The following is a 13,106-nucleotide window of genomic DNA, read 5'->3' as shown; positions in this document are numbered from 1 at the left end:
TGTATTCCAAGAAAAGGAAGGGAAGTTGTACCAAAAGGCATAGTCGGACGACTGTGCTTTTTTGGTATTTAATTAATAGATGTTTGTTTTATGCTTTGATGCTTTATCATGTAAAATTGCTTCTTTTTTTGTACATTTATTTACAGAAGCCTGTTTTTTCGCTATAATATAGCCTAATAGTCTGAAAGGAAATTCAGACAAGAGGATGGAGCATATGTACCGAATACGATGAGGAGGACAACCATGAGCAAAATTCAGATGACAACCCCATTGGTTGAAATGGACGGAGATGAAATGACAAGGATTCTTTGGAAGATGATCAAAGAAGAGCTGCTGCTGCCATTTATTGATTTAAAAACGGAATATTATGATTTGGGGTTAGAGCACAGAAATGAAACCAACGATCAAGTAACTTTTGATTCCGCACAGGCAACAAAGAAATACGGTGTCGCTGTAAAATGCGCAACCATTACGCCAAATGCGGCGCGCATGGATGAGTACGATTTGAAAGAAATGTGGAAGAGTCCGAACGGAACCATCCGGGCGATTTTGGATGGAACTGTGTTCCGTGCACCGATTACGGTGAAGGGAATCGAGCCAACTGTCAGCAAATGGAAGAAACCGATTACCATTGCCAGACATGCGTATGGAGATGTATACAAAGGCGTTGAAATGAAGGCGCCGGGAGCAGGAAAAGCAGAGCTTGTGTTTACCGATGCAAATGGAAACGAAATTCGGGAAACCATTCATACATTTGACGGACCGGGAATTCTTCAGGGAATGCATAATGTGGATGAATCCATTGAAAGCTTTGCGAGAAGCTGTTTTAAATATGCGCTGGATACCAAACAGGATCTCTGGTTTGCCACAAAGGATACAATTTCTAAAAAATACGATCACACATTCAAAGATATTTTCCAGGAAATTTATGATGGGGAATATGCAGCTCAGTTTGAAGCAGCAGGGATTGAGTATTTTTATACGCTGATTGATGATGCAGTTGCCCGTGTTATGAAAGCTGAGGGCGGATTTATCTGGGCTTGTAAGAATTATGACGGAGATGTTATGAGCGACATGGTTTCTTCTGCGTTCGGGTCCCTGGCAATGATGACGTCGGTTCTTGTTTCGCCGCATGGTTATTACGAGTATGAAGCTGCCCATGGAACGGTACAGCGTCATTACTATAAGCACTTAAAAGGGGAAGAAACATCCACAAATTCTGTGGCAACGATTTTTGCATGGACCGGAGCGCTTCGCAAACGCGGAGAACTGGATGGAAATAAGGAATTAATGGATTTTGCCGACCGGCTTGAAAAGGCAACGTTAGATACCATTGAAGCAGGAACGATGACAAAGGATTTAGCTTTGATTACAACCCTCGAAACTGTGAATGCAGTAAACAGTGAGGATTTTATTAAAGCAATTGCAGAGAGAATGCGTACAGAATAAAAATGTCAGATTAGTAAAATCATGCAGGGACTGTTGTTAAGTCTCGGAGTTCTTCTTGCGGTGGCGTTTACATCCTTCGCTGCGGCATGGCTTTTGGGAAAAGAAAAACAGGATCGTCGAATATGGATTTCAGAAAGAAGTTGTTCGTTCTTTGCGTCAGCTTCTTTTTTTGTTATGATAAAGGGAGATTTTTTTACGGTTCGCTATTTGAAAGGCTTGACGAAATGTAAGAAATATGAAAGATTTGTATCCGAAAAAATAAAGAAATTGCTGATAGAATAGAAGTATCAACGAGAAGGAGGAAAATTATGGGTCAGCCAAAGATTCTGGTTGTAGACGATGACAGAGAAATTGTTGGGGCAATTAAAAAACGTTTGGAAATGGAGGGGTATGAAATTCTCACTGCTTATGACGGACTGGAAGCTATGGATTGTCTGATGGAACATGATGTAAAGCTTTTGATCATTGATGTTATGATGCCCAGAATGGACGGACTGTCTGCGACGATGAAAATTCGAGAGAGCAAAAATATTCCGATTATCATTTTATCTGCCAAAACGGAGGAGAGTGATAAAATTTTGGGATTGTCAATGGGAGCAGACGATTATATCAGCAAGCCGTTTCGGCCGGATGAACTGGTGGCAAGGGTAAAATCACAATTGAGAAGATATATGCAGCTTGGAAGTATGAATACGACAGCTTCTAGCGGGCAGCGAATTGTAAACGGCGGATTAATTCTTGATCTGGAAGGCAAACAAATTCTTGTGGATGGAGAGTCGGTGAAGCTTACCGCAACAGAATATAAGATTGTTTCTTTGCTGATGAGAAATCTTGGGAGAGTATTTTCCGCAGATGAAATTTATGAGCGGGTGTGGGAGGAGGAAGCCTATGCAACGGAAAATACAGTAATGGTTCACATTCGCAGAATTCGTGAGAAAATAGAAATTGACACAAAAAATCCCAGATATTTGAAGGTGGTGTGGGGAATTGGATATAAAATGGAAAAAATGGATTAATACGATTTGCATTGCGGCTGTTCTTGTCATGATGTCGGCGGCAGGAATCTATGGATTGATGGAATGCAATGCGATTGCATCGTCAGGGGCAGAATATGCTTCGCTGGACTCCTTTGAGGATAATGCAGGATATAAGACTCAGATCCAGTCGGATTTAGTGGAGCTATGGGCAGAACAAGAAGAGCTGATTGGGGGAAGTGATGTTTCTTGTGGGATTTCAAAGAAAAAATTAGAGGAAATTGCCAAGGAATCAAGAGTTAAGGCGGAGCTTGTGATAAAGCCCTACGGAAGAAAGCAGCAAAAAAAATCTTTTGTCTATGGCGGGGCAAAAGAAGGGGAGCAGGGCGGAACAAGCTCAACTTTGAAAATCAGCAGAAATAAAAATGAGAAGCTGGATCGTCAGGGAAGGTTTGTTTCGTGGGGAAATTATATAACAGGGGATGCCTCCTATTTTTATATATTTTCGGGAGAACCGTATATACCGTTGGAGGTTCCGGGGAATCTGCTGATCAACGATGACGCCGGCTGGCGTCTGGAGTCTGGGCAGATTTCTGTAAAATTAACGCCGAAAGCAATTGAGATCATGGAGGATGTTTACGATCAGGCGCAGAATACACTGATTTCTTCTTTGAAAAGTTTTGTAGTGATTGGTGCGGTGGAAGTGCTGGGGCTTTTGCTTTTGATCATTCTATTTGCATTTCAGAAGAAACGGACCAGATTCTTTTGCTGGCTGGATCGTATCTGGTGGGAAGCGGTTGTGATTGCGTCAGGTGCGCTTCTCGGATGTGCGGGCGGACTGTATTTTGCCGTTTGGGAATTTACTGTACGGTATGCGTCAGGCAGCGGCGGGGGAACAGAGGCAGAGCTGGCAATGATGCTGTGCAGCATCGCAATGCCGGCGGTGATTTCTCTGTTTGCAGTATGTCTGCAGACCACGGTATGGAGAGTGAAACAAAGAAAATTATTGGATTCTACGCTGTGTCTTGGATATTTCAGGAGATGGTTTCGGAAAGAAAGAGAACGCAGGAGTTTGGAATATCAGGCGATGTCTTTTTCAGAGCAGCATGCACAGGACCGAATCAGGCAGTACCGGGCAGTGCGAATTTTCCTGCTTGTGTTTATTCTTTGCTGCATTCTTTCTACGGGTGCCACCGGAGGAATGGGAATCATATTTGCAGTTCTCGGAGGTTTTGGAATTTATAAGCTAAACGAGTATTCCGATAAATATGCCAGAGAACAATTGGATTTATCAAAGCTAATGGAGCAAATTCAGCAGATTTCGGATGGGAAGTTATCAGCAGAGGCGGACCTTGACCGTGATTCGGCATACTATGAGTACAGCAAGAAACTGACCAACATCGGAAATGGTATGGAAAAGGCTTTGGAAACTCAGATGAAGGGTGAGCGGATGAAAATAGATTTGATTACCAACGTTTCCCATGATTTGAAAACACCTTTGACCTCCATTATCGGATATGTGGATTTATTGAGCCGGGATCCGAGTCTGTCCGGGGAGGCAAAGGATTATGTAAAGATTCTGAATCAAAAAACAGAGCGGTTAAAGCATATTATAGCAGATCTTTTTGAACTTGCGAAATCTACCAGCGGAGACGCAAAGGTGGAGCTTGAGCCAATGGATATGAAAAGATTAATTGAGCAGACTCTGGGAGATATGGAGGATCAGATTCATGATTCCGGGTTTGAGATACGATTCCAGTGTACAAGCGAGCAGACAAGATTTCTCGGAGATGTAAACCGGATGTACAGAGTCGTACAAAATATCATTGAAAACGCATTAAAGTATTCGCTTCAAGGAACTCGGATTTTTATTAGAATCACAGAGGAAGCTTCAAAAATAAAATTGGAAGTTATGAATACAGCATCCTATGAGATGGATTTTACAGAAGAAGAAATTATGGAACGGTTTGCAAGAGCTGAAAAATCCAGAACCAGTGAGGGAAACGGATTGGGTCTTTCTATTGCCGACAGCTTTACAAAAAACTGCGGAGGCACGTTTGAGATCAAAATTAATGGAGATCAATTTAAAGTTACTGTGCAATTTCCACAATATTTGGAATAGAAGATTGTCAATATATTATAGAATATGAAAAAAATTGAGAAATTTGCAAATATCAGTGGAAAAAACTTATATAAGAGTATATACTAAAAATATGTCAAAGATATGCAGGGACACTTCCCGATTGAGGGACTGGAATCCTTTCATGAAAGGTCTGATACATGGTTGCTTTTAGAGGACTGCATATTCTGAGACATACATTTTGGGGAAACTCTTTCAGATCATCCTGTCTGGAAGAGTTTCTTTTTGTAATATAGGAAAGTCAAAACTTTCCTATATTACAAAAATACTCTGCAAAATACCCTCTGGGGCATTCGTGAATGCATAGCGCTGCGCACTGGACGAGTTTTGCTCGATAAGGTATACCCTCTGGGGTACTCGTAAATGCATAGCGCTGCGCACTGGACGAGCTTTGCTCGATAAGGTATAATATTTGTAGAATTTACGAAAGGATACCGGATGATGAAGAAATATTGGAAGGGCTTGCTGTTCATCTTGACTTTGCTGTGTCTGACGGGCTGCGGAAAAGACAAGAAGGAGGAAAAGCTAAAAACAGAGGATTTGGATGAAGCAACGTTAGAGGGGATGTCGGAAGATATTACCAAGGAGATGTCTTTAAAAAATAAGATCGGACAGTTGTTTACGGTTTCTTTGTATTCGCTGGATACGTCGGAAGGCAAAAATCAGACGGCAGTGACAGATCAGATGAAGGAGACCTTGAAAAAATATCCTGTAGGAGGGATTCTTTTATTTTCAAAAAATATCCGGACGCCCGAACAGACAAAGAAGCTGACAAAGGAACTTCAAAGGGCGTCCTATGTTCCGCTGTTTCTCGCAGTGGATGAAGAGGGAGGAAGTGTCTCAAGAGCGGCGTCCAATCAAAAAATGGGGATGACACAGTATCCTTCTGCCAGGGAAATTGGGGAAACTTATGATGAGGATCAGATTGCGGAAATGGGCAGAACTCAGAGTAAAGAGCTGAAAGAGCTTGGCTTTAATATGAACCTTGCTCCGGTAGCAGATGTTTTGACCAATGAAAATAACACGGAGATCGGAGACCGCAGTTTCGGTTCCGATGCGTCGAAGGTATCAGAGATTGTCTCGATTTTGGTGAAACATATGCAAAAGGAACAGCTTTCAGCGACCTTGAAGCATTTTCCAGGGAGCGGAGACACCAGTGGAGATACCCATCGCAGCGGAGTGGAGACAAAACAGAATATTGAGACTCTTCGCAAGACAGATTTTGAACCGTTTAAAGCAGGAATTAAGGCAAAGGCAGATGCGATTATGGTATCTCATTTGATGCTCAGCAATGTAACCGATGAGAAAGAGCCTTCCAGCTTAAGTTATCGTGTGATTCATGACATTTTGAGAGAAGAGCTGGAGTACAAAGGAATCGTTATGACAGATGCCATGAATATGAAAGCAATTACAGATAATTACACATCGGCAGAAGCCGCGGTAAAAGCAGTGAAGGCGGGAGCGGATCTGATTGTGATGCCGGAGGATTTGAAAGAAGCGTATCAAGCAGTTCGGCAGGCCGTTAAAAAAGGTGAGATCAGCGAATCAAGGATTGATGAATCGGTGGAACGAATTATTTATGTGAAATTAAAGCGGGGAGAGATTCCGCCGGATACGACACTTTTAAAGGAAAATCGGGATTAGAGCGTCTTGCAGATTGAAAAAGAATATGGTATGATCTAGAACGAGTAATTTGAGACACTAAAGATTACATGAACAGAAAGGTCTGAAAGTAGAATGAGCAGAGAGAACTTTGACAAGCTGGGTGAAGAGTGCGGAGTTTTTGGAATCTATGATTTTGATGGAAACGACGTAGCATCTACGATTTATTACGGATTATTCGCATTGCAGCACAGGGGACAGGAGAGCTGCGGAATTGCAGTTTCCAATACGGAAGGTCCAAAGCGTAATGTAAAGACACACAAAGGAATGGGACTTTGCAATGAGGTATTTACCCCGGATTCATTTCATGAGTTAAAGGGAGATATCGGTGTGGGACATGTCAGATATTCCACGGCAGGAGAGAGTGTGCCGGAGAATGCCCAGCCGTTGGTGTTAAACTATGTGAAAGGAATTCTCGGACTGGCTCATAATGGAAATTTGATCAATGCATTGGAGCTTCGAGAGGAATTGGAACAGACAGGGGCAATATTTCAGACAACCATTGATTCAGAAGTGATTGCTTATCATATTGCAAGAGAGCGAGTGAATACATCTTCGATTGAAAAAGCGGTTGCAAAGGCTATGCATAAGATTCAGGGAGCATATTCACTGATTGTGATGTCTCCGAGGAAGCTGATCGGGGCGAGAGATCCTTATGGATTTAAACCGCTTTGTATCGGAAGAAGGGACAATGCATTTATTCTGGCGTCAGAAAGCTGTGCACTGGATACGATCGGAGCAGAATTTATCCGCGATGTCATTCCCGGGGAGATTGTAACCATTACAAAAGACGGAATTCAATCGGACTGCAGTATGTGTCTGCCGCAGGATCAGACGGCACGCTGTGTGTTTGAATATATTTATTTCGCAAGACCGGACAGCGAGATTGACGGAGTCGGAGTCTATCACTCTCGCATTCAGGCAGGAAAATATCTTGCAATGGATTCGCCGGTGGAAGCTGATCTGGTGGTTGGGGTACCGGAATCCGGAAATGCCGCGGCATTGGGATATTCCTTGGAATCCGGAATTCCATATGGGACGGCGTTTGTGAAAAACTCTTATGTGGGCCGCACCTTTATTAAGCCGGGACAAAGCAGTCGTGAATCCAGTGTACAGATTAAGTTAAATGTGCTGAGAGAAGCCGTGGAAGGAAAGCGGATCATTATGATTGATGATTCCATTGTCCGGGGAACCACCAGTGACCGGATTGTATCTATGCTTCGAGCTGCAGGAGCAAAAGAAGTTCATGTAAGAATTAGTTCTCCGCCGTTTTTATGGCCATGCTATTTCGGCACAGATATACCGGAGCGGGAACAGTTAATCGCTTATAACCGCTCAATCAATGAGATTTGCCAGATTATTGGAGCAGATACTTTAGGATATTTAAGAGAAGAACGTCTGACAGAGATGGTGAGAGGACTGCCGATCTGCAAGGGCTGTTTTTCCGGCAAGTATCCGATGGAACCACCGACACGAAATATTCGTGGAGACTATGAAAGATAAGGAGTTGTTTATGAACGATCGTTACCAGAGCCCATTATCAGAGCGCTATGCAAGCAAAGAGATGCAGTACATTTTTTCACCGGATAAGAAATTTAAAACGTGGAGAAAACTTTGGATTGCTCTCGCAGAAACCGAGAAAGAATTAGGACTTGATATTACGCAGGAACAGATTGATGAGTTAAAGGCGCATGCAGAGGATATTAATTATGAGGTGGCAAAAGAGCGTGAAAAATTAGTGCGCCATGATGTAATGTCTCATGTATATGCATATGGTATGCAGTGTCCAAAGGCAAAGGGGATTATTCACTTGGGCGCTACTTCCTGCTATGTGGGGGATAATACAGATATTATTATTATGACAGAGGCTTTGAAGCTTGTTCGGAAGAAGCTGTTAAATGTCATCAATGAATTATCAAAGTTTGCGATGAAATATAAGGAGCTTCCGACCCTTGGGTTTACCCATTTTCAGCCGGCGCAGCCTACAACAGTAGGGAAAAGAGCGTCTTTATGGCTGATGGATTTGGTCTATGATCTGGAAGATCTGGATCACGTCATTGAAAATATGCGTCTTCTCGGTTCCAAAGGCACCACAGGAACGCAGGCAAGCTTTCTGGAGCTTTTTGAGGGAGATCATGAAACCATTAAGAAAATTGACGGAATGATTGCAGAAAAAATGGGCTTTGAGAAATGCCAGCCAGTATCTGGTCAGACGTATTCCAGAAAGATTGACTCCCGTGTTATCAATGTACTGAGTCAGATTGCTCAGTCTGCTCATAAGTTTTCCAATGATATCCGGCTTCTTCAGCATTTAAAAGAGGTGGAAGAGCCATTTGAAAAAAATCAGATTGGTTCCTCCGCTATGGCATATAAGAGAAATCCAATGAGAAGTGAGAGAATTGCATCGCTGGCGGATTATGTCATGGCAGACGCCATGAATCCGGCTTTGGTGGCTTCGACTCAATGGTTTGAGAGAACGTTAGACGATTCTGCCAATAAACGTCTGTCTGTGCCGGAAGGATTTCTTGCCGTTGACGGCATTTTGGACCTTTACTTAAATGTTGTAGATGGACTGGTTGTATATCCGAAAGTAATTGAAAGTCGTCTTATGAGCGAGCTTCCGTTTATGGCAACTGAAAATATTATGATGGATGCCGTAAAAGCAGGAGGAGATCGTCAGGAGCTCCATGAAAAAATTCGTGTACATTCTATGGCAGCTGGAAAAGTTGTGAAAGAAGAAGGAAAAGCAAATGATCTGTTGGAAAGAATTGCAGCGGACGATTCTTTTGGCATGACCATGGAACAGCTTCAGTCAATTATGAAACCGGAGAATTTTGTAGGGCGGGCGCCGCAGCAGACAGAAGAATTTATTCGGGAAGTGATACAACCGATTTTAGATGACAATCAAGACGTGCTTGGAATGACAGCAGAAATTCATGTTTAATTGAATATATAGCCTTTGAGACAGCTCCCATAAGAAATTGTGGGAGCGTTTTTGTGATAGTGATGAGTCAAGATCCGGGTCTGTCCCAGACCTTGGCGCCACTTCAATCCCGGAGTGTGCCTTCTGGCGCTTCCGGTGATTATAATCTCTGGAAAGGAGTTTATCATGTATTACTTTATGATCAATCCCAATGCAGGATCGAGGATGGGAAGAAAAGTCTGGGAACAGTTAAAATCCATTCTGATAGAAGAACAGATAAAATTCCGGGAATTTATAACAAGGAAGCCATCCGATGCAAAGAAAATTGCAGAAAAATTAAGTAAATTAAGAAAAACGGTGAAAATTGTTGTCGTAGGAGGCGATGGAACGCTTCATCAGGTGCTTTCCGGGCTTGGGAGCACAGAGCAAGTACAGCTCGGCTATCTTCCCGTAGGTTCCGGAAATGACTTTGCCAGAGGGATGGGATGGAATACTGATCCGGTCAGACAACTGGAATCAATTTTGCATCCGGTGAAACAAGATGCCATAGACTATGGCTGCGTTCGGTCAGATTGCGGGAACGGAAAATTTATGGTCAGCGCAGGCGTGGGATTTGATGCGGAAATTTGTGACAGAGTCAATCATTCATCATCCAAAGGTGTTCTGAATTTTCTGCATCTTGGGAAGCTGATCTATTTGTTCAGTGGACTTCGCACATTCTGCAAAGCGAAAGTGTTTCAGGCAGAAATTGAGCTGGATGGAAAGCGAAAAGTATTTGTAAAAAATATTTTGTTTTTATCTGTACATAACTTGCCATATGAAGGAGGCGGCATTCCGTTTTGTCCGATGGCAGACCCGAGAGACGGAGCTCTGGATGTTTGTATCGTTGCAAATGTGCCCAAACGAAAAGTGCCGTTTCTTCTGATGAAAGCGCTCAAAGGGGAACATGGGGGATATCGAGGAATTCATATCAAGAGATGTACTTCCATAAAAATCCAAACACAGAAACCTCAATATTTGCACATGGACGGGGAGATTTTGGGGAAAATACGGAGAGCAGAAATTTCAGTGTCCAAACATCAAATCTCAATGCTGTCAGCAGAGAGAACTTCCGATTTAAAAACGGATGAAATACGGCGGGGATGGAAGTGGGAAATAAGCAGGGAAAGTGGTATAATAAAACAAGTTATAGAGTTAAGAAAGAAAAAAGAGGAATTGAGATAATTATGAAAATAAAAGATATCATCCGAAAAAAAAGATGGTTTATTTTTTTGTTTCTTTTGGATGTTTTCACAATGGGTATTTCGTCTTATCTGGCGCTGCTGTCCAGATTTGAATTTTATCCATCGCAGATTGCTTCTGCCTTTTTGGAAACTGTGAGAAATTATATGCCGCTGAACATTTTCTGCACGGTTGTGATTTTTGCGGCGTTTCGATTATATTCCAGTCAATGGAGGTTTGCGGGAGTTACAGACTTTTTTAACATTGTGAAAGCTGTGTTTTTAACATGTATTTTCCAGATTGTCGGACTGCATCTGTTAACATGGGAAATTTCGAGAAGTTATTATTTTTTGTATACGATCTATTTTCTTTTAGGGACGATGCTTACTCGTCTTTCTTTTCGAATTGTGCGGGGCAGAGGACCGATTACAATGAAGCATATAGAGCACAAAGAGGTTGCGGTCATGCTGATTGGAGCCGGCGAAGCAGGGCATATTATTTTAAATGAAATTCAGAACAGCTCTTATGTAAATAAAAAAATAAAATGTATCATTGATGATGATCCCAACAAGAAGGGGATGTATCTGGGAGGCGTTCCGATTGTAGGGAATCGCAACGCAATTTTGAGGTATGCACTGCGCTATCAGATCGAAGAAATTATGGTTGCCATTCCGACGCTGGCACCCAGAGACCGAAAAGCAATTTTGGAAATTTGTAAACAAACCGGATGTCATCTGAAGATTCTTCCGGGATTATATCAGCTGATTAACAGCGATGTGACAGCATCGGCGCTGAGAGAAGTGCAGATCGAAGATTTGCTGGGAAGGGAAACCATTAAGTTAAATCTTCCTTCGATTATGAACTATGTAAAGGATCATGTGGTAATGGTAACCGGAGGCGGAGGTTCTATCGGAAGCGAGATTTGCCGTCAGGTAGCTGCTTATCATCCCAAACGTTTAATTATCATTGATAATTACGAAAATAATGCTTACACCTTGCAGATGGAACTGAATCGGAAATATCCGCAGCTGCAAGTCAAGGTTTTAATTGTTTCTGTGCAGAACCATTTAAGAATTCATAATATTTTTGCACAATACCGGCCGGAAATCGTATTTCATGCCGCGGCTCATAAACATGTACCGTTAATGGAGGACAGCCCTCATGATGCAATTAAAAATAATGTGTTTGGGACTTTAAACGTTGCAAAAGAAGCTGGAATTCACGGAGTCAAAAAAATGGTATTGATTTCTACTGACAAAGCAGTGCGACCGACAAATATTATGGGAGCTTCCAAACGAATTTGTGAAATGGTTGTACAGAGCATGAACACTTTGTATGATACAATTTGTAGCTGTTCGTTTTGGAAATGTTCTGGGAAGCAATGGAAGCGTTGTTCCTTTATTCCGAAAACAGATTGAGGAGGGCGGTCCGGTAACCGTAACACATCCGGATATTATCCGTTATTTTATGACTATACCTGAGGCAGTCAGTTTAGTGTTAGAGGCAGGAGCTTATGCCAAAGGAGGAGAAATCTTTATTTTGGATATGGGAGAGCCGGTGAAAATATTAGATCTTGCGGAAAATATGATTCGTCTTTCTGGATTAACACCGGGAGAAGATATTGAAATTCAATTTACCGGACTAAGACCGGGAGAAAAGCTTTATGAAGAGCTGCTAATCGATGAGGAAAATAAAAAAGAAACAGCAAATAAGAGAATTTTCATTGGCAGTCCTGCCATGATGGAACAGACAAAATTCGGAATTCTGCTGGGAGAGCTGGAACAGGCTGCTTTTTCAGAGAAACCGGAGATTCGTCAAATTGTAAAGAAACTGGTACCAGAATATACATTTCAGAGGAATGGGGAATAGGAATATGAAAGATCGGATCTATATGGCATCGCCGACGATGCACGGAGAGGAACAAAAATTTGTACAGGAAGCGTTTGATACAAATTGGATAGCGCCCCTTGGCCCCAATGTGGATCAATTTGAACGGGAAATGGAGCAATACACCGGTATTGCGCATTGCAGCGCTTTAAGCGCCGGAACGGCGGCGCTTCATTTGGCTGTAAAATTATTGGGAGTATCCGATGGGGATACAGTGATCTGCCCGTCCTTAACGTTTTCCGCAACGGCGAATCCGGTCGCTTATGAGAGAGGGAAACTGGTATTTGTGGATGCTGAGCCGGATACATGGAATATGTCACCAAAAGCTTTAAAGCGTGCATTGACAGATCATCCCGATGCCAAGGCGGTTTTGGTAACGCATTTGTACGGAACACCTGCCAAAATGGATGAAATTCTGAAAATTTGCAGAGAATATGACGTTCCGGTTATTGAAGATGCCGCAGAGAGTCTGGGGGCGTCCTATAAAGGAGTGCAGACGGGAAATTTTGGAGAGATGGCAGCGTTTTCTTTTAACGGGAATAAAATTATTACCACATCCGGAGGAGGTATGCTGGCATCCCACAAGGATGAGCATATCCGCCGCGCTACTTTTGTTTGCCCAGCATGGGCAAACTCTAACGGGTGTAAGTCCCGAACATGCCCAGATAGTGGGAAGTGTATAGCTGAACAGCAAGGGTGTTTGTCGTGAGGCAAAATCTGAAAGAAGCTGTAAGCAAACCTCTGGTCTGACGGACAGAAATCACATATAATGCTAGGTTCTGATAGATAAGCTTGCAAAATAAAGCAAAATCTAATAACTATCACTTTTGTAGGAACAGAGTAAATGTGG

Annotated in this window: 8 protein-coding genes and 1 pseudogene; all 9 read left to right on the top strand. The window is 42.5% G+C overall.

The features are described from left to right. The first annotated feature begins 243 nt into the window (after window positions 1-243). The 9 genes and pseudogenes from AC27EF_RS10130 to AC27EF_RS10090 all read left to right on the top strand — a co-directional run bounded on the left by AC27EF_RS10130 (window position 244) and on the right by AC27EF_RS10090 (window position 12,965). The gene (locus AC27EF_RS10130; protein ID WP_487110636.1) at window positions 244-1,449 is read left to right on the top strand and encodes an NADP-dependent isocitrate dehydrogenase; all 1,206 of its coding nucleotides are present in this window, start codon (window positions 244-246) and stop codon (window positions 1,447-1,449) included. A 308-nt stretch (window positions 1,450-1,757) separates the two neighbouring features. Continuing rightward, a complete protein-coding gene (locus AC27EF_RS10125; RefSeq protein ID WP_487110635.1) occupies window positions 1,758-2,465 on the top strand; it encodes a response regulator transcription factor in 708 nt (235 codons plus the stop codon). After that, window positions 2,437-4,545: a sensor histidine kinase gene (locus AC27EF_RS10120; RefSeq protein WP_487110634.1), complete on the top strand. Its 2,109-nt coding sequence runs from the start codon at window positions 2,437-2,439 to the stop codon at window positions 4,543-4,545. Before AC27EF_RS10125 ends, AC27EF_RS10120 begins: the two co-directional genes overlap by 29 nt. A 456-nt stretch (window positions 4,546-5,001) precedes the next feature. Continuing rightward, on the top strand, window positions 5,002-6,207 hold the full coding sequence (locus AC27EF_RS10115) for a glycoside hydrolase family 3 protein (RefSeq protein ID WP_487110633.1): 1,206 nt from the start codon (window positions 5,002-5,004) through the stop codon (window positions 6,205-6,207). A 93-nt stretch (window positions 6,208-6,300) separates the two neighbouring features. Further along, on the top strand, window positions 6,301-7,728 hold the full coding sequence (gene purF, locus AC27EF_RS10110) for an amidophosphoribosyltransferase (RefSeq protein ID WP_487110632.1): 1,428 nt from the start codon (window positions 6,301-6,303) through the stop codon (window positions 7,726-7,728). Between the two features lie 10 nt (window positions 7,729-7,738). Then, entirely contained in the window at window positions 7,739-9,169 is a 1,431-nt protein-coding gene (gene purB, locus AC27EF_RS10105; protein WP_487110631.1) for an adenylosuccinate lyase, read from the top strand. Between the two features lie 165 nt (window positions 9,170-9,334). After that, window positions 9,335-10,372, top strand: coding sequence for a diacylglycerol/lipid kinase family protein (locus tag AC27EF_RS10100; RefSeq protein WP_487110630.1), 1,038 nt, complete (start codon window positions 9,335-9,337; stop codon window positions 10,370-10,372). A 2-nt stretch (window positions 10,373-10,374) separates the two neighbouring features. Further along, window positions 10,375-12,238 (top strand): annotated as a pseudogene (locus tag AC27EF_RS10095) (polysaccharide biosynthesis protein). Window positions 12,239-12,242: 4 nt separating this feature from the next. Continuing rightward, window positions 12,243-12,965: a DegT/DnrJ/EryC1/StrS family aminotransferase gene (locus AC27EF_RS10090; RefSeq protein WP_487110629.1), complete on the top strand. Its 723-nt coding sequence runs from the start codon at window positions 12,243-12,245 to the stop codon at window positions 12,963-12,965. The last annotated feature ends 141 nt before the right edge of the window (window positions 12,966-13,106 follow it).

Source organism: Anaerostipes stercorihominis, from assembly GCF_057535655.1.
This window is presented reverse-complemented; position numbering and strand designations above follow the sequence as displayed.

Coding starts and splice junctions, on each gene's coding strand:
- AC27EF_RS10130 (WP_487110636.1), top strand. CDS start 244: ATGAGCAAAATTCAGATGACAACCCCATTGGTTGAAATGGACGGAGAT.
- AC27EF_RS10125 (WP_487110635.1), top strand. CDS start 1,758: ATGGGTCAGCCAAAGATTCTGGTTGTAGACGATGACAGAGAAATTGTT.
- AC27EF_RS10115 (WP_487110633.1), top strand. CDS start 5,002: ATGATGAAGAAATATTGGAAGGGCTTGCTGTTCATCTTGACTTTGCTG.
- purF (WP_487110632.1), top strand. CDS start 6,301: ATGAGCAGAGAGAACTTTGACAAGCTGGGTGAAGAGTGCGGAGTTTTT.
- purB (WP_487110631.1), top strand. CDS start 7,739: ATGAACGATCGTTACCAGAGCCCATTATCAGAGCGCTATGCAAGCAAA.
- AC27EF_RS10100 (WP_487110630.1), top strand. CDS start 9,335: ATGTATTACTTTATGATCAATCCCAATGCAGGATCGAGGATGGGAAGA.
- AC27EF_RS10090 (WP_487110629.1), top strand. CDS start 12,243: ATGAAAGATCGGATCTATATGGCATCGCCGACGATGCACGGAGAGGAA.